This is a genomic window from Pseudomonas batumici, from assembly GCF_036585405.1.
Lineage (GTDB): Bacteria > Pseudomonadota > Gammaproteobacteria > Pseudomonadales > Pseudomonadaceae > Aquipseudomonas > Aquipseudomonas batumici.
On the sequence record NZ_CP144470.1, the window covers coordinates 4,156,996 to 4,174,445 of the forward strand.

The 17,450-nt window shown below is 63.6% G+C and carries 16 protein-coding genes; 13 read left to right on the forward strand and 3 right to left on the reverse strand.

Annotated features, from left to right (window positions below; translation table 11 throughout):
* Positions 1 to 6 precede the first annotated feature (6 nt).
* Entirely contained in the window at positions 7 to 663 is a 657-nt protein-coding gene (locus NUH87_RS18785; protein ID WP_338522232.1) for an HAD family hydrolase, read from the reverse strand.
* Between the two features lie 143 nt (positions 664 to 806).
* Between NUH87_RS18785 and NUH87_RS18790 the strand changes: the two genes are divergently transcribed.
* Together NUH87_RS18790 and ptsP are read left to right on the forward strand one after the other, a co-directional pair.
* Positions 807 to 1,286: an RNA pyrophosphohydrolase gene (locus NUH87_RS18790; RefSeq protein ID WP_040071746.1), complete on the forward strand. Its 480-nt coding sequence runs from the start codon at positions 807 to 809 to the stop codon at positions 1,284 to 1,286.
* 21 nt (positions 1,287 to 1,307) lie between these two features.
* Positions 1,308 to 3,581 carry a phosphoenolpyruvate--protein phosphotransferase gene (gene ptsP, locus NUH87_RS18795; protein WP_338522234.1) on the forward strand — a complete coding sequence of 758 codons (2,274 nt, stop codon included), beginning with the start codon at positions 1,308 to 1,310 and terminating at the stop codon, positions 3,579 to 3,581.
* Positions 3,582 to 3,587: 6 nt separating this feature from the next.
* On the opposite strand, the gene NUH87_RS18800 is transcribed toward ptsP, so the two are convergent.
* Entirely contained in the window at positions 3,588 to 4,334 is a 747-nt protein-coding gene (locus NUH87_RS18800; protein WP_338522235.1) for an NRDE family protein, read from the reverse strand.
* A 112-nt stretch (positions 4,335 to 4,446) separates the two neighbouring features.
* Here NUH87_RS18800 and NUH87_RS18805 point away from each other — a divergent pair, with 112 nt between their 5' ends.
* From NUH87_RS18805 to NUH87_RS18815, 3 genes are all read left to right on the forward strand, one after another.
* Positions 4,447 to 5,229, forward strand: a complete 783-nt coding sequence (locus NUH87_RS18805) for a sulfite exporter TauE/SafE family protein (RefSeq protein ID WP_040071550.1) — start codon at positions 4,447 to 4,449, stop codon at positions 5,227 to 5,229.
* A gap of 125 nt (positions 5,230 to 5,354) precedes the next feature.
* The gene (gene lgt, locus NUH87_RS18810) at positions 5,355 to 6,167 is read left to right on the forward strand and encodes a prolipoprotein diacylglyceryl transferase (RefSeq protein WP_338522237.1); all 813 of its coding nucleotides are present in this window, start codon (positions 5,355 to 5,357) and stop codon (positions 6,165 to 6,167) included.
* A 48-nt stretch (positions 6,168 to 6,215) separates the two neighbouring features.
* Positions 6,216 to 7,187: a thymidylate synthase gene (locus tag NUH87_RS18815; RefSeq protein ID WP_338522238.1), complete on the forward strand. Its 972-nt coding sequence runs from the start codon at positions 6,216 to 6,218 to the stop codon at positions 7,185 to 7,187.
* Between the two features lie 142 nt (positions 7,188 to 7,329).
* Here the strand turns inward: NUH87_RS18815 and cadR are convergent, their stop codons facing one another.
* Positions 7,330 to 7,776 carry a Cd(II)/Pb(II)-responsive transcriptional regulator gene (gene cadR, locus NUH87_RS18820; RefSeq protein WP_338522239.1) on the reverse strand — a complete coding sequence of 149 codons (447 nt, stop codon included), beginning with the start codon at positions 7,774 to 7,776 and terminating at the stop codon, positions 7,330 to 7,332.
* A gap of 83 nt (positions 7,777 to 7,859) precedes the next feature.
* On the opposite strand from cadR, the gene NUH87_RS18825 reads away from it, so the two are divergent.
* The 8 genes from NUH87_RS18825 (at position 7,860) to NUH87_RS18860 (ending at position 17,309) form a co-directional block, all read left to right on the forward strand.
* Positions 7,860 to 10,226, forward strand: a complete 2,367-nt coding sequence (locus NUH87_RS18825) for a heavy metal translocating P-type ATPase (protein ID WP_338522240.1) — start codon at positions 7,860 to 7,862, stop codon at positions 10,224 to 10,226.
* Between the two features lie 17 nt (positions 10,227 to 10,243).
* Positions 10,244 to 11,107, forward strand: a complete 864-nt coding sequence (locus tag NUH87_RS18830; protein ID WP_338522241.1) for a LysR family transcriptional regulator — start codon at positions 10,244 to 10,246, stop codon at positions 11,105 to 11,107.
* A gap of 103 nt (positions 11,108 to 11,210) precedes the next feature.
* Positions 11,211 to 12,287: a putative 2-aminoethylphosphonate ABC transporter ATP-binding protein gene (locus NUH87_RS18835; RefSeq protein ID WP_338522243.1), complete on the forward strand. Its 1,077-nt coding sequence runs from the start codon at positions 11,211 to 11,213 to the stop codon at positions 12,285 to 12,287.
* A gap of 1 nt (position 12,288) precedes the next feature.
* Positions 12,289 to 14,013, forward strand: a complete 1,725-nt coding sequence (locus tag NUH87_RS18840; protein WP_338522244.1) for a putative 2-aminoethylphosphonate ABC transporter permease subunit — start codon at positions 12,289 to 12,291, stop codon at positions 14,011 to 14,013.
* Positions 14,014 to 14,066: 53 nt separating this feature from the next.
* Positions 14,067 to 15,089, forward strand: coding sequence for a putative 2-aminoethylphosphonate ABC transporter substrate-binding protein (locus tag NUH87_RS18845; RefSeq protein WP_040071538.1), 1,023 nt, complete (start codon positions 14,067 to 14,069; stop codon positions 15,087 to 15,089).
* 159 nt (positions 15,090 to 15,248) lie between these two features.
* Positions 15,249 to 16,385: a TIGR03364 family FAD-dependent oxidoreductase gene (locus tag NUH87_RS18850; protein WP_338522245.1), complete on the forward strand. Its 1,137-nt coding sequence runs from the start codon at positions 15,249 to 15,251 to the stop codon at positions 16,383 to 16,385.
* Positions 16,382 to 16,981 carry a phosphonate degradation HD-domain oxygenase gene (locus NUH87_RS18855; RefSeq protein ID WP_338522246.1) on the forward strand — a complete coding sequence of 200 codons (600 nt, stop codon included), beginning with the start codon at positions 16,382 to 16,384 and terminating at the stop codon, positions 16,979 to 16,981. Before NUH87_RS18850 ends, NUH87_RS18855 begins: the two co-directional genes overlap by 4 nt.
* 175 nt (positions 16,982 to 17,156) lie before the next feature.
* Positions 17,157 to 17,309, forward strand: a complete 153-nt coding sequence (locus NUH87_RS18860) for a hypothetical protein (RefSeq protein WP_191489403.1) — start codon at positions 17,157 to 17,159, stop codon at positions 17,307 to 17,309.
* Positions 17,310 to 17,450 lie beyond the last annotated feature (141 nt).

The following is a 17,450-nucleotide window of genomic DNA, read 5'->3' on the forward strand; positions in this document are numbered from 1 at the left end:
GTGTGGTCAGTCGCGCAGGCTGATCACCGGCCAGCCACGCTTCTCGGCTTCGGCCCGCAGGTTCGGGTCCGGGTCCACCGCCACGGGATTGGCCACCTGCTCCAGCAACGGCAGGTCGTTCATCGAATCGCTGTAGAAATAGCTGTCTTCCAGGCCAAGGCCGGTCTCTTCCAGCCAACGGTTCAGGCGCGTCACCTTGCCTTCGCGAAAGCACGGTACATCGGTGCTGCGCCCGCTGTAGCGACCGTCGATCATCTCGCACTCGGTGGCGATCAGGGTCTCGACTCCCAGCCGCGCGGCAATCGGTGCCGTCACGAAGCGGTTGGTGGCGGTGATGATCACCAGCTTGTCGCCGGCGTCCCGGTGCCGGGCCAGCAGCTCCAGGCCCTTGGGCAGCACGATGGGCTCGATGCAGTCGCGCATGTAGTCGCGATGCCACTCGTCCAACTGGGCCATTTCGCTGCGACCGAGAATCTCCAGGCAGAAATTCAGGTACGCGGCGTTGTCCAGGCGGCCCGCCAGGTAGTCCTGGTAGAACTCGTCGTTACGGTTTTTGTAGGCCACCGGATCGAGAATGCCCCGCTCGCAGAGGTAATCGCCCCAGGCGTGATCGCTGTCACCGCCCAAAAGTGTGTTGTCCAAGTCGAATATAGCCAGACGCATTGCGGTTACTCGCTGAAAAGCCTGTAAAAAGGCCACCAGAATACGGTCTTTTCACAAGAGTGCACATAAGGTAGGCAGGCTCGTTGCTGCTTTCACAACCTTTGTGGAACAATGCGGCGACATGCGTTTGCGAGGTGGTTGCCGTGATCGACCCCGATGGTTTCCGTCCTAATGTCGGGATAATTCTGACGAATGATGCCGGTCAGGTCCTATGGGCGCGCCGGATCAATCAAGATGCATGGCAGTTTCCGCAAGGCGGGATCAATCCTGACGAAACGCCTGAAGACGCTTTGTACCGCGAATTGAACGAAGAAGTCGGCCTGGAACGTGAAGATGTGCAAATTCTGGCCTGTACCCGGGGCTGGTTGCGCTATCGTTTGCCGCAACGTCTGGTGCGTACCCACAGCCAACCGCTGTGCATCGGCCAGAAACAGAAATGGTTTCTCCTGCGCCTGCTCTCCAACGAGCAGCGGGTGCGGATGGATTTGACCGGTAAACCGGAGTTCGATGGCTGGCGCTGGGTCAGCTATTGGTACCCGTTGGGCCAGGTGGTGACATTCAAGCGCGAGGTCTACCGTCGCGCGCTCAAAGAGCTTGCCCCGCGCCTGTTGGCGCGCGACTGACACGGAGTTCGACCCCGAGCCATGCTCAATACGCTGCGCAAGATCGTCCAGGAAGTTAACGCCGCCAAGGATCTCAAGGCGGCGTTGGGCATTATTGTATTGCGCGTCAAGGAGGCCATGGGCAGCCAGGTCTGCTCGGTCTACTTGCTGGACCCCGAGACCAACCGCTTTGTCCTGATGGCCACCGAGGGCTTGAACAAGCGCTCGATCGGCAAGGTCAGCATGGCGCCGAACGAAGGCCTGGTCGGTCTGGTGGGTACGCGTGAAGAACCGCTGAACCTGGAAAACGCCGCCGATCACCCGCGTTATCGCTACTTTGCCGAAACCGGCGAGGAGCGTTATGCCTCCTTCCTCGGTGCACCGATCATTCACCACCGCCGGGTGGTCGGCGTGTTGGTGATCCAGCAGAAAGAGCGTCGCCAGTTCGACGAAGGCGAAGAAGCCTTCCTGGTGACCATGAGCGCCCAGCTCGCCGGCGTTATCGCCCATGCCGAAGCCACCGGTTCGATCCGCGGGCTGGGGCGTGAAGGCAAGGGCATCCAGGAAGCCAAGTTCATCGGTGTGCCGGGCTCGCCGGGCGCGGCAGTGGGTACGGCGGTGGTCATGCTGCCGCCGGCGGACCTGGATGTGGTGCCGGACAAGGCGATCGCCGATGTCGATGCCGAACTGGCCCTGTTCAAGACCGCTATCGAAGGCGTACGCGCCGACATGCGCACGCTCTCGGCCAAGCTCGCGACCCAGTTGCGTCCGGAAGAGCGGGCGCTGTTCGACGTCTACCTGATGATGCTCGACGATGCCTCCCTCGGCAGCGAAATCACCAATGTGATCAAGACCGGCCAATGGGCCCAGGGTGCCTTGCGCCAGGTGGTGACCGATCACGTCAACCGTTTTGAACTGATGGACGACGCCTACCTGCGCGAGCGCGCGTCGGACGTCAAGGACCTCGGGCGTCGGCTGCTGGCCTACCTGCAATCCGAGCGGCAGCAGGCCATGGTCTACCCGGACAACACCATCATGGTCAGTGAAGAATTGACCGCGGCCATGCTGGGCGAGGTGCCGGAAGGCAAGCTCAAGGGCCTGGTGTCGGTACTGGGTTCGGGTAACTCCCACGTGGCGATCCTGGCGCGGGCCATGGGTATTCCGACGGTCATGGGCCTGGTGGACCTGCCGTATTCGAAGGTCGACGGCATCGAGATGATCGTCGACGGCGCGCGCGGCGAGGTGTTTACCAACCCTGGCGAAGTCTTGCGCCGGCAATATGTCAGTGTGGTAGAAGAAGAACGCCAGCTGTCCGAAGGCCTGGATGCCTTGCGCGAACTGCCCTGCGTGACCCCTGATGGTCACCGCATGCCGCTGTGGGTCAACACTGGCCTGCTGGCGGACGTGGCCCGGGCGCAGCAGCGCGGAGCCGAGGGGGTGGGCCTGTACCGCACCGAAGTCCCCTTCATGATCAACCAGCGTTTCCCGAGCGAGAAGGAACAGCTGGCGATCTACCGCGAGCAGTTGTCGGCGTTCCATCCGCAGCCGGTGACCATGCGCAGCCTGGACATCGGCGGCGACAAGTCGCTGCCGTATTTCCCGATCGAAGAAGACAACCCGTTCCTCGGCTGGCGCGGTATCCGCGTGACCCTCGACCACCCGGAAATCTTCCTGGTGCAGGCGCGGGCCATGCTCAAGGCCAGCGAAAGCCTGAACAACCTGCGGATCCTGCTGCCGATGATCTCGGGTATCCACGAGATGGAAGAGGCGCTGCACCTGATCCACCGCGCCTGGGGCGAGGTGCGCGACGAAGGCACCGACGTGCCGATGCCGCCGGTGGGGGTGATGATCGAGATTCCCGCGGCGGTGTACCAGACCCGCGAGCTGGCGCGGCAGGTGGACTTCCTCTCGGTGGGTTCCAACGACCTGACCCAGTACCTGCTGGCGGTGGACCGCAACAACCCACGGGTGGCGGACCTCTACGACTACCTGCACCCGGCGGTGCTGCAAGCCTTGCAGAACGTGGTGCGCGATGCCCATGCCGAAGGCAAGCCGGTGAGTATCTGCGGCGAGATGGCCGGTGATCCGATGGCGGCGGTGCTGTTGATGGCGATGGGTTTTGACAGCCTGTCGATGAACGCCACCAACCTGCCGAAGGTGAAATGGATGTTGCGCCAGGTCAGCCTGAGCAAGGCCCGGGAGCTGCTGGCCCAGGTGATGACCATCGATAACCCGCAGGTGATTCGCAGTACCTTGCAGTTGGCGCTGAAGAACCTCGGGTTGTCACGGATGGTGGCGCCGACCGTCACGCATTGAGGGGAGCTAGACCTTCAGCTCCACCTCCCCCAGATGCCCGCCATAAGGGCCGAAACTGCGTTCGAGCAGATGGCGCCGACCATCGGCGTGGACGATCAGCACCGTGCTCGCCCGTGTGCCATAGCTGGGGCTGGCGATAAAGATGCTGGACAACAGGCTCTCGGTTGCAACGCCCACTCCGGTGTCCGGCAGCTCGGCAAGCGGTGCGCTCGTCGGGTCGCCGAGCAACGCCAGCAAGGCCTCCGGCCGGGGATCGCGCAATTCCCAGGACAGCGCCGCCCGGGCCTTGAGCAGTTTCGGCCAGGGCGTATCGAGCCCGGCATTCGACAGCCCGTACACACCTTCCGTCAGTTGGCGCGGCTCACCCTCGTGAGAGTTGAAATGCCACAAGGTGTCCGCGGTGCCCACTAGCAGGTTGAAACCACCATATTCCTGCGATCTTGCGCGAACTTCGGCTAAATAGTCCTCAGCCGGTTGATCCTCGGTGAGAAAGCGTGCCACCAGCTCCCCGCGCGATCGGCGACCCACTGGCTGGTTCGGGTTGCGGATATTGGTCAAGGCCGCAAAGCGCCCCCCGGCGCCGATCCCGAGCCAGGTACCGCCCGCCTCCAGATCCCGTCCGGCATAGACCCGCGGCGCTTCGGGCCACTGCGCCAGCGGCAGGCTCGGCCGGGCGTAGAACTCGTCGCGGTTGGCCGCGACGATCAGCGGCTGGGCGTGGCCCGGGCGCCAGGCAAAGACAATCAGACACATCAGGTTGTCCCTCGATGTTTTTTGCCCACTCTACGCAGGGTATCCATCGTCATCCAGTAGAGCCGTGTCCGTCCTTCCGTTACCATGCCGGACTTGTTTCGTGGGGGCGCACATGGAATTTCTGCTCTATCTGCTATTGGGGGCCTGTGCCGGCGTACTGGCCGGGCTGTTCGGCGTGGGCGGGGGGATCATTATCGTCCCCGTGCTGGTGTTCAGTTTCACCCTGCAAGGTTTCGATCCGCTGATCCTCACGCACCTGGCGGTGGGCACCTCCCTGGCGACGATCATCTTCACCTCGTTCAACACCATTCGCGGGCACCACAAGCGCGGTGCGGTGCAGTGGTCGATCTTTGTCTGGATGGCCCTGGGCATCCTCGCGGGCTCGGGCCTCGGCGCGCTGACCGCCAAGGCCATCGCCGGCCCGAACCTGCAGAAGATCATCGGCGTGTTCGCCCTGGTGGTGGCGGCCCAGATGGCGCTGAACCTCAAGCCCAAGGCCAGCCACACCGTGCCCGGCAAATTCGGCCTGGGTCTGGCGGGGGCGGTGATCGGCTGGGCCTCGGCGATTTTCGGGATCGGCGGCGGCTCCTTGACCGTGCCGTTCCTGACCTGGCGCAGCGTGTCGATGCAGCAGGCGGTGGGGACGTCCTCGGCCTGTGGCTTGCCGATTGCCCTGGCCAGTACCTTGAGTTTCATGATCCTGGGTTGGCACGATCCGTTGTTGCCGGCCTACAGCCTGGGTTTCATCTATTTGCCGGCCTTGCTCGGGATTGCCCTGACCAGTATGTTTTTTGCCCGTTTCGGCGTGCAATTGGCACACAAGTTGTCGCCGTTGCTGCTCAAGCGGCTGTTTGCCGGCCTGTTGTTCATTGTCGGCATGAAGTTCCTGCTCTGAGCCACAGGCTCGGTTCAGTCACGTTGACGCAATATTGGCTTAATGGCGGGGCTGCAACATGACCCGCCGGCCTTGCGATCCCTGACCCGCCGGGCCCTGAATTTTTACTCTATCGAGGAGTTGCAATGCTGCCTTACCCGCAGATCGACCCGGTGGCCGTGGCCATCGGTCCGCTGAAAATCCACTGGTACGGCCTGATGTACCTGGTCGGCATTGGCGGTGCGTGGCTGCTGGCCTCCCGGCGCCTGAACCGTTTCGACCCGACCTGGACCAAGGAAAAGCTCTCCGACCTGATCTTCTGGTTGGCCATGGGCGTGATCGTCGGCGGGCGCCTGGGTTATGTGCTGTTCTACGACCTGAGCGCCTACCTGGCCAACCCGACGCTGATCTTCGAGGTCTGGAAGGGCGGCATGGCGTTCCATGGCGGTTTCATCGGGGTGATGCTGGCGGCCTGGTGGTTCGGTCGGCGTAACGGCAAGTCGTTCTTCGAACTGATGGACTTTGTCGCGCCGATGGTGCCGATCGGCCTGGGTGCCGGGCGGATCGGCAATTTCATCAATGCTGAGCTGTGGGGCAAACCGACCGATTTGCCGTGGGCGATGGTCTTCCCGCCGTTCAGCGACCCGGCGCAGTTGCCGCGTCACCCGTCGCAGCTGTACCAGTTCGCCCTGGAGGGCGTGGCGCTGTTCGTCATTCTCTGGTTGTTCTCGCGCAAGCCGCGGCCGACCATGGCGGTCTCGGGCATGTTCGCGTTGTTCTACGGGATCTTCCGTTTTGTCGTCGAGTTCGTCCGGGTGCCGGATGCGCAGCTCGGCTATCTGGCGTTCGGCTGGGTGACCATGGGGCAGATTCTCAGTCTGCCGATGATCATCGGCGGCCTGGGCTTGCTGTGGTTCGCCTATCACCGCACGCCGACGGCGAAAGACGCCGCGCTTTAAATTCGAATCGGGGCCCGCGGGCCCCGTATTCAAGGATGCAGGTAACTCATGAAGCAATATCTCGAACTGGTCGCCCACGTCATCAAGAACGGCACCAAGCAGGCCAACCGTACCGGCGTGAACACCATCAGCTTTCCCGGGGCGATGCTGCGCTATGACCTCCAGGAAGGCTTCCCGGCGATCACCACCCGCAAGATGGCCTTCAAGTCCGCCATCGGCGAGATGTGCGGTTTTCTCCGTGGGGTGAACAACGCCGCCGAGTTCCGGGCGTTGGGCTGCAAGGTCTGGGACCAGAACGCCAACGAAAACGCGCAATGGCTGGCCAATCCGTTCCGCCAGGGCGATGACGACCTGGGCGAGATCTACGGGGTGCAATGGCGCAAATGGCCGGCGTACAAGCAGATTGCCAAGAGCAACGTGGCCGCCATCGAGCAGACCCTGGGCCAGGGCTACCGGCAGATTGCCGAGGGCGAGGAAAACGGCCAGGCCTATGTGGTGCTGTACAAGGCCATCGACCAGGTGCGCCAGTGCGTCGACACCATCATCAAGGACCCGGGCAGCCGGCGGATCCTGTTCCACGGCTGGAACTGCGCGCAGCTGGATGAAATGGCCTTGCCGCCCTGTCATTTGCTCTACCAGTTTCATCCGAATGTGGAGACGAAGGAGATTTCCCTGACCCTCTACATCCGTTCGAACGACCTGGGCCTGGGCACGCCGTTCAACCTGACCGAGGGGGCGGCGCTGCTGAGCCTGATCGGGCGGCTGACCGGCTACACGCCGCGCTGGTTCACCTATTTCATCGGCGATGCCCATGTGTATGAAAACCACCTGGACATGCTCAATGAGCAACTGACGCGCGAGCCGTTCCCGATGCCGAAACTGGTGATTTCCGAGCGGGTGCCGGAGTTTGCCAAGACCGGGGTGTACCAGCCGGAGTGGCTGGAGTTGGTCGAGCCGGGCGATTTCTCGCTGGAAGGTTATCAACACCATGCGCCGATGACGGCGCCGATGGCGGTCTGAGTCCGACTCCGGACCGCGTTATCGTTCTTCGCGGGCAAGCTCCGCTTCCACAGTAGGTTTGTGTCGTACACAGAAGGTGCGTACGACTCGGAATCTGTGGGAGCGGAGCTTGTCGGGTCGCCGCATCGCCGCGAAGAGGCCCTCAATGCCCGTGACTTCTCCCGACATGTGAATGCTCTTCCGTCGGCACCACGCTGCCGCTGACTTCCAGCCGCTGCAAGATCCCGCACTGATCCAGGTCCGGCCCGCCGCCGCAGCGTTGGCGCAGGTCCAGCAACTGCACCTGCAACGCCAGCAGCCCGTCGATCCGCGCCTTGACGTGGTGGATGTGCTCGTCGATCAGCGCATTCACGCTTTCGCACTGATCCTGCGGGCTGTCGCGCAGGCCCAGCAAACTGCGAATCTCCTCCAGTGTCATGTCCAGGCTGCGACAGTTGCGGATAAAGGTCAGGCGCTCCACGTGCGCCTGGGTGTACAGGCGATAGTTGCCCTCGCTGCGCGCCGGTTCCGGCAGCAGGTTTTCCTTTTCGTAATAGCGGATGGTTTCCACCTGGCAGTCGGTGAGTTTCGCCAGTTCGCCAATCTTCATCGTTCGATCTCCCAAAAGGGTGCTTGACCCTATAGTGGCTACAGGGTGTTCACTTGGCAACAAGCACTTTCAGGGACGCACCCATGAGCGACTCCATCCACACTTCGCACAAGCTCGGCAGCGATCATGCGCACGCTGATCACGATCACGATCACGATCACGATCACGATCACGATCACGGCCATGACCACAGCCATGCCGATAAACACGCTCCCCAGCCTTTTCGTGTCCTCCAGCCGGTGAAGGCTTCCCACTCCCATGGGAAGGCCGGTCATGCGCACAGCAGTTGCTGTTCGAGCGCTGAGGCCCCCGCGTTGGTCAAGCTCAGCGCCACCACCAGCGCCGACGCGCGGTTGAGCCGTTTCCGCATCGAAGCCATGGACTGCCCCACCGAGCAGACGCTGATCCAGAACAAGCTCGGCAAGCTCTCGGGTGTGCAGCAGCTTGAGTTCAACCTGATCAACCGGATCCTCGGCGTGACCCACGACCTGTCGTCGACCGCGCCGATCGTCGACGCCATCAAGTCCCTGGGCATGCAGGCCGAGCCGCTGGAAGAGGGCGCGAACGCCGACACCCCGAGCCAGCCGCCAGTGAAGAAGCCCTGGTGGCCCCTGGCGCTGTCCGGCGTCGGCGCGTTGGCCGCCGAAGTGATTCACTTCACCGGCGTGGCCCCGACCTGGGTGGTGGCAATCGTCGCACTGGTCTCCATCCTCAGTGGCGGCCTGACCACCTATAAAAAGGGCTGGATCGCCCTGAAGAACCGCAACCTGAACATCAACGCGCTGATGAGCATCGCCGTGACCGGTGCCGTGCTGATCGGCCAGTGGCCGGAAGCGGCGATGGTGATGTTCCTCTTCACCATCGCCGAGCTGATCGAAGCCAAGTCACTGGACCGGGCGCGCAACGCCATCAGCGGCCTGATGCAGATGACGCCGGAGAAGGCCACGGTGCGCCAGGATGACGGCGATTGGGTCGAACGCGAGGTCAAAAGCATCGAACTGGACGCGCTGGTACGGGTACGACCCGGTGAGCGCATTGCGCTTGATGGCGAAGTGGTCTACGGCAGTTCAAGCGTCGATCAGGCACCGATCACCGGCGAAAGCCTGCCTATCGAGAAGAACCCTGGCGACAAGCTCTTCGCCGGTACCATCAACCAGGCGGGCTCGCTGGACTATCGGGTGACAGCTACCGCGGGACACTCGACCCTGGCGCGGATCATCCATGCCGTCGAGCAGGCCCAGGGCGCGCGGGCACCGACCCAGCGTTTCGTCGACACCTTCTCGAAAATCTACACCCCGGCGGTATTCGCCTTGGCCCTGGTGGTGGCGGTGTTGCCGCCGCTGTTGATGAACGGCCTGTGGTTCGACTGGATCTACCGGGCGCTGGTCCTGCTGGTGGTCGCCTGTCCGTGCGCGCTGGTGATCTCGACACCGGTGACCATCGTCAGCGGCCTGGCCGCCGCCGCGCGCAAGGGCATCCTGATCAAGGGCGGGGTGTATCTGGAAAGCGGGCACAAGCTCGATTACCTGGCCCTGGACAAGACCGGCACCATCACCCATGGCAAGCCGGTGCTGACCGACTACCTGTCCCTCGAGCCGCTGGCCCTGGAAACCGCACCGCTGATCGCCGCCAGCCTTGCGTCCCGTTCCGATCACCCGGTATCCCTGGCGATCGCCAAGGATGCGCGGGACAAACAGTGGGCGCTGCAGGACGTCGAGGCATTCGAAGCCTTGAGCGGACGCGGCGTGCGCGGCGAGATCGACGGCAAGGGCTATTACCTGGGCAATCATCGCCTGGTGGAAGACCTCGGACTCTGCTCGCCGGCCCTGGAAGAAAAACTCTTCGCCCTGGAAAAACAAGGCAAGACCGTGGTGCTGTTGCTCGATGCGTCCGGCCCGCTGGCGTTGTTCGCCGTGGCCGATACGGTCAAGGCCTCCAGCCGCGAGGCGATCCGCGAGTTGCACGCGTTGGGTATCCGGACCCAGATGCTCACCGGTGACAATGTCCACACCGCCTCCGCCATTGCGGCCCAGGTCGGGATCGACGAGGCGCGTGGCGACCTGCTGCCCACCGACAAACTGCAGGCCATCGAAACGCTGTATGCCCAAGGCCATCAGGTCGGCATGGTCGGCGACGGCATCAACGACGCCCCGGCCCTGGCCCGTGCCGAGATCGGCTTCGCCATGGCCGCCGCCGGTACCGACACCGCGATCGAGACCGCCGATGTCGCCCTGATGGACGACGATCTGCGCAAGATTCCCGCGTTCATTCGCCTTTCGCGCCAGACCGCGAGTATCCTCAGGCAGAATATCGCCCTGGCGCTGGTGATCAAGGCGATCTTCCTGGCGGTGACGTTCCTGGGTTTCGCGACCATGTGGATGGCGGTGTTCGCCGACATGGGCGTCAGCCTGCTGGTGGTGTTCAATGGGTTGCGCCTGTTGCGCAAGTAAACGAATGAGAGGGTGATGTGCTGAGTGCCGAGCTGAAGGCGTTTTACATGGTCGCCCGCCTGGGCAGCATCACCCAGGCGGCGAAAAGGCTCGGGCTCAGCCAGCCCACGGTGACCACCCAGATCCGTCATCTGGAAAGCCAGTACTCGGTCGAACTCTTCTATCGCGGCGGTCGGCGGCTGAGCCTCAGCGAGGAGGGCGCGCGCTTGCTGCCGATGGTCAAGACGCTGTTGCAGCAGGAAGCCGATATCGAGTTTTTCCTGCGCAACAGCGGGCAGGTGCAGGGCACCTTGCGCATTGCCGCGACGGCGCCGTATTACATCCTGGATCTGGTGAAGGCGTTTCGCGAGCGCTTGCCGCAGGTGGAGGTGTCGGTGGAAATCGGCAACTCCCAGCAGGTGCTGGAGGCGCTGGAGGAGTATCGGGTCGATGTCGCGGCCTCGTCGCAACTGCTGGAGGACCCGCGCTTGATCCGCCGGGTGCTGGGCAGCGATCCGCTGGTGCTGGCGGTGCATCGCAATCATCCACTGGCGATTCATGAGCATGTGCCGCTGTCGGCGCTGGCCGGACATTGCCTGCTGATGCGCGAGGCGGGTTCGACCACCCGGCAGCTGACGGAAGCGTTATTGCGCAATGCGCAGGTCAGTTATGGCCCGCTGCTGGAAATCGGCAGCCGAGAGTCGATTCGTGAGGCGGTGCTGCGCAATATCGGCATCAGCATCATTGCCCGGCAGGAAGTGCCCCACGACCCGCAACTGCGGGTGTTGACCATCGAAAATGCTCCGCAGATTCCCGAGTACCTGTATTGCCTCAAGGAGCGCAAGTCGGCGCGCCTGCCGGCGGCGTTTCTCGGGTTGGCCCAGGAGATGGCGCCGGCCTGACCCAAATCCACCAATACCACTATCGGCAGCTTTTGCCTTATTGCCACATAGCCTACGCATTCGCTCCCTAGCATGACCCTCATCCGCTTGATGAGGTCCGTCCATGAACAACTCGATCGCCAACGCCCTGGCCAACCCCGGCGCACCGATGAAGGTGCGCGGCGTGCGCAAGCGCTTCGGCGCCTTCACCGCGCTGGACAACGTCTCCCTGGACGTGGCCGCCGGTGAATTGGTCTGCCTGCTCGGCCCGTCCGGCTGCGGCAAGACCACCTTGCTGCGCTGCATCGCCGGCCTGGAACGTCAGGACGACGGCGAACTGTTCCTCGGCGAGCGCAATGTCTCCGAGCTGCCGCCGCAGGCCCGTGACTACGGCATCCTGTTCCAGTCCTACGCGCTGTTCCCCAATCTGACGGTGGAGGCGAATATCGCCTACGGTCTCGCCGGCAGTGGCCGTGACGAAACCCGCAAGCGCGTCGGTCAGATGCTGGAACTGGTGGGCCTGCTTGGCAGCGAGAAAAAATACCCCGGCCAACTCTCCGGCGGCCAGCAGCAACGTGTCGCCCTGGCCCGTGCCCTGGCCCCGGCGCCTTCACTGTTGCTGCTCGACGAACCCATGTCGGCCCTCGACGCCCGGGTCCGCGAGCATCTGTGCGGCGAGCTGCGCCAGTTGCAGCGCAACCTGGGCGTGACCACCCTGATGGTCACCCACAACCAGGACGAGGCCATGCTGATGGCCGATCGCATCGCCGTGATGAACAACGGCAAGGTCGAGCAGTACGCCACGCCCCAGGAAATCTACGACAAGCCGGCCACGCCGTTCGTCGCCGAGTTCGTCGGCCAGGGCAACTGGCTGCCATTCCAGCGCAGCAGCGACAGCCATGCGCGGGTCGGCGGCATGGATGTACGCCTGGCCGATGGCACGGCCCGCGCCGCCTCCGGCCGGTTGTTCTGCCGTCCCGAAGCGATCAGCGTCAACCCGCCGATCCACGAGGAAAACCTGTTCCCGGCGCGGGTGCGCGAAATCACCTTCCTCGGCAATCGCTGCCGGATGAGTTTCGAACTCAATCATTTGCCCGGGCACCCCCTGTTGGCCGAAGTCGGCCCGCAGGACATGCCGCGCCTGGGCGCGCCGGATATCTGGGTGGCGCTGCCGCCTCGCAGCCTCCAGGTGTTTGCCTGAGATGGCCGTTGAAATCAGCCTGCCCTTGTCCCGGCAGTCGACCCTGAAGCCCGTGCGGGTCGGCCTCGGCGACCGCCTGTTCGTCGTCGGTGGCAAGTTGCTCTGGCTTTGCCTGCTGGGCGTGGCGGTATTGCTGCCGCTGCTGGCGATCTTCTGGCGGGGCTTCAGCAGTGAAGCCGGGCAGGGCGGTGGCTGGCTGGCCGCCCAGGAACTGGTGAGCAGCGACAACTTTCACTGGTTGCTGGGCAATAGCCTGAAAGTTTCCCTCAGCGTTGCAGCCATCGTCGTACCGCTGGCCTATCTGTTTGCCTACGCCCTGCAACGCACGCTGATCCCCGGCAAGCCACTGTGGCGGGCGCTGTCCCTGTTGCCGCTGATGGCGCCGTCGATGCTGCCGGGTATCGCGCTGGTCTACCTGTTCGGCAACCAGGGCCTGCTGCGTGGCCTGTTGTCGGAGAATATCTACGGTTTCTGGGGCATGGTCCTGGGCGAGGTCATCTACACCTTTCCCCATGCCCTGATGATCCTGATTTCGGCCCTGTCCCTGGCCGACGCGCGTTTGTTCGACGCCGCGTCGAGCATGGGCGCCGGGCCCTGGAAGGCATTCCGCAGTATCACCTGGCCGGCCAGCCGCCAGGCGCTGTTCGCCGCCTTCTGCCTGGTGTTCACCCTGACCATCACCGACTTCGGTGTGCCGGTGGTGGTGGGCGGCGACTATCAGGTGCTGGCGCTCGAAGCCTACAAGGCGGTGGTCGGCCAGCAGCAGTTCGGCCGCGGTGCCCTGATCGGCATGATCCTGCTGCTGCCGGCGCTGTTCAGCTTTGCCGTCGATGCCTGGTTGCGCCGCCGTCACGGCGAGGCCATGAGCGGGCGCGCCCAGGTGTTCAAGCCGGTACCGTCCTGGAGACGTGACGCCTGCTACCTGGCGTTTGTGCTGCTGGTCTGCGCGGGCCTGCTGCTGGTGTTCGGCATGGCGGTGTATTCGTCGCTGGTGAAGTTCTGGCCTTACAACCTGTCGCTGTCGTTCAGCCACTACGCCTTCAACGCGACCACGGGCAGCGGCTGGCTGGCCTACCGCAACAGCCTGACCCTGGCGCTGTGCACGGCGCTGATCGGCAGCGGGCTGATTTTCACCGGTGCCTACCTGATGGAGAAAACCCGTGGCCAGCGTGGCCTGAACCTGGCCTTGCGGATCCTCGGCTTCGTGCCGATGGCGGTCCCGGGGTTGGTCCTGGGCCTGGGCTACGTGTTCTTCTTCAACCTCAACGGCAACCCGCTGCATGTGTTCTACGGGACCATGACCCTGCTGGTGGTCTGCACCATCGCCCATTACCTGACCACCGCGCAGATGACCGCCACCACTGCGCTGCGCCAGCTCGACAACGAGTTCGAGGCCGCCGCCCTGTCGCTCAAGGCGCCGCTCTATCGGCATTACCTGCGGGTCACGCTGCCGATCTGCCTGCCGGCGTTGCTGGACATCGTGCGCTACCTGTTCGTTTCGGCGATGACCACGGTGTCGGCGGCGATCTTTCTCTACAGCCCCGACACGATCCTGGCGGCGGTGGCGGTGCTGAACATGGACGACGCCGGCAACGTCGGCGGTGCCGCGGCCATGTCGACCCTGATCCTGTTTACCTCGATCGCCGTATCGCTGCTGCTGGCCTGGGCTTCGCGCGGGGTACTGCGCCGCTCCCAGGCCTGGCGGCAGACCGTGCCCGGCCATTGATCCCACGTCAACGCTTTGCCCAACCCCAACCGCACTCAACAAGGAACCGCACCATGTTCAAGCCCCTGGCTCTTGCCGCTGCTGTCCTCACTGCTTTCAGCCTGAATGCCTATGCCGCGAAAACCGAGCTGACCGTGTACACGGCCCTCGAGTCCGAGCAGTTGACCGCCTACAAGAAAGCCTTCGAGGCGACCTACCCGGACGTGGAAATCAAATGGGTACGGGACTCCACCGGCATCATCACCGCCAAGCTGCTGGCCGAGAAGGCGCGTCCGCAGGCCGATGCGGTCTGGGGCCTGGCGGCTTCCAGCCTGGCGATCCTCGACCAGCAGGGCATGCTGCAAAGCTACGCCCCCAAGGACCTGGGCAAGATCGGCGGCAACTATCGCGATGCGGCGAACCCGCCGGCCTGGGTCGGCATGGACGTCTGGGCGGCGACGATCTGCTTCAACACCGTCGAGGCCGAGAAGCAGCACCTGAGCAAGCCGGTGAGCTGGCAGGACCTGACCAAGCCCGAGTACAAGGGCAAGATCGTGATGCCGAACCCGGCCTCGTCCGGCACCGGCTTCCTGGATGTCAGCGCCTGGTTGCAGACCTTCGGCCAGCAGCAGGGCTGGACGTACATGGATGAGCTGCACCAGAACATCGGCCAGTACGTTCACTCCGGCTCCAAGCCGTGCAAGCTGGCGGCTTCGGGCGAGTTCCCGATCGGTATTTCGTTCGAATACCCGGCGGTGCAGCTGAAGCGCCAGGGCGCGCCGCTGGACATCATCCTGCCGAAGGAAGGCCTGGGCTGGGAGATCGAGGCCACGGCGGTGATCAAGGGGACACCCCATGAGGCGGCGGCGAAGAAATTGGCGGACTTCTCGGCCAGTCCCGCGGCCATGGAGCTGTACAAGGAAAACTTCGCTGTATTGGCACAGCCGGGCATTGCCAAGCCGCAGACCGAATTGCCGGCGGACTACGAGCAGCGCCTGATCAAGAACGACTTCGCCTGGGCTTCGAAGAGCCGCGACGAGATTCTTACCGAATGGCGCAAGCGCTATGACGGCAAGTCGGAGAAGGTCGCTCAGTAAGGTCGTTGTTTGAGCGCAGTCACTCAAGGCTGAGCGCGATCCCTTGTAGGAGCTGGCTTGCCGGCGATAGCGGTGGTGAATATCCCATCGCAATCGCCAGCAAGCCGGCTCCCACAGGCTCGCGGTGTTTTCAAACGGCCACTCCCTTCAGGACCCTCCATGACAAATCACAGCGACATCCTCATTGTCGGCGCCGGCATCCTTGGCCTGTCCCACGCTTATGCCGCCGCCCGCCGCGGCCTCAAGGTCACGGTCTTCGAGCGTAGCGCCACACCCCTGGGCGCCTCGGTGCGCAATTTCGGCCAGGCCCTGGTCACCGGTCAGCCGCCGGGAATCATGTCCGAGCTGGCCCGCGCCAGCCGTGAGATCTGGGCTCAATGGGCGCGGCAGGCCGGTTTCGCGCTCAAGCGCAACGGCTCGTACCTGTTCGCCCGTACCGAAGCCGAAGAACAACTGCTGGACGCATTCTGTACCGGACGCGCCCGGGAACAGGGCTACCGCGTCGAGCTGCTGCGCGGCGCCGCGTTGAACGAGCTCTACGGCGGTCAATTCAGCCATCACCGCGCCGCCCTGCACGGTCTCGACGACCAGCAGCTTTACTCCCGAGAGGCAATCCCAACGCTGATCGAATACCTGCGTCGCGAACTGGGCGTAACGTTCCACTTCTCGACCCTGGTGCGCGAGGTCGAACCCGGCCAACTGCACAGCACCGCCGGCACCTTCCACGCTGAACAGATCATCGTCTGCTCCGGTCACGACTATCAGACCCTGCTGGCCGACCCCATCAGCCAGCTGCAACCGTCCATCTGCCGCCTGCAAATGCTCCGCGCCCGGCCCCAGGTCGAGTTGAACCTGCAACACGCGCTGCTCACGGGCCTGAGCTGCGTGCACTACGGCGCTTTTTCCGACCTGCCGGAAGCGGCGGCGATCCAGGCGCAGATCCTGCGGGAAAGCCCGCACCTGCACGAACACGGCATCCACCTGCTGATCAGCCCAACCCCTTATGGCGAACTGATCATCGGCGACTCCCACCACTACGGCAGCGATGCGTCGCCGTTCAATGCCGAACAGGTGGATACCTGGATGCTGGAGCTGGCCGAGCACACCCTGGGCTGCAAGGTGCAGGTGGTGGAGCGTTGGCAGGGCGTCTACGGCGCCAAGGGACCGGGACCGTTTTCGCTGCTCCAGGCCGCGCCGGGGCTGAGCGCCGCGTTGATGCACACGGGGGTGGGCATGAGCGTTGGCCCGGCCCTGGGCGAAGGTCATATCGCCCGTTTGCTGGGGGAGTCGGCATGAAGTCCGTCGAGCAGGTACTGGACGAAGTCTTCGGCCTGTACCTGCAGTTCGGTGACGCCGACTACATCGGGGAGCCGGTGTCACAGCTGGAGCATATGTCCCAGGCCGCGCAGTTGGCGCTGGCCGAGGGCTTCGACGATGAAGTGGTGCTGGCGGCGTTCTTCCACGACATCGGGCATATCTGTCCGACCGGAGAACAGCCGGCGGGGGACATGGGCGGTTATGGCGTGGTCAGTCATGAGCGCGTCGGTGCCGACTATCTGCGTCGGGCCGGCTTCGGCGAACGGCTGGCGCGGCTGGTGGAGTATCACGTCCAGGCCAAGCGTTTTCTGACATTGCGTGAACCCGGGTACTACGAACGTTTGAGCGAAGCGAGTCGCCGTACCCTGGCGTACCAGGGCGGCGTCATGAGCGAAGAAGAGGCCCGGGCGTTCGAGCAGGACCCGCTATGCGCGGTGAGTCTGCGGATGCGTCATTGGGACGAGCAGGCCAAGCGCGAGGAAGTCCCTGTGCTTGACCTGCGGCTGTTGCGCGCCAAGGCGGCGCAGTTCCTACGTGAACAAGGGACGAGTGACCACGCATCCGTACGGCTTTAACACAGGACTCCAGAGACTATTCGGATATAAATAAATACGACCTTGGCCGAAGATGGCACTCGCAGTTCAAGCACGGCGCGTCGTTCCAAAACTGCCTGAAAGTTCGATTCGACGGTGATCTCGCCGGACGATTCGATGCTGTCTTCATCCAATAATAATGCCGAGGTTTACACGTATGCTGGAAGCAACCCAACAAGAAAACACCCTTCAGGAAATGACCCTCGAAGAGACCCAGGACGTTCGTGGTTCCGGGTTCTTCACCGACTTCGGTCCGATTCTCGACAAAGCCGTCGACTGGATCTCCGAAGGCCTGAAGAAAGCCAGCTGATCCCGCTGCCAGGGCGATAGACATCGCCCATTGTAGGAGCCGGCTTGCCGGCGATGAGGCCCGCACGTCCTGCATCGACTGTCCGGCCGCCATCGCCGGCAAGCCGGCTCCCACAGGGTCCTCAAGACTGTATTCCTTCAT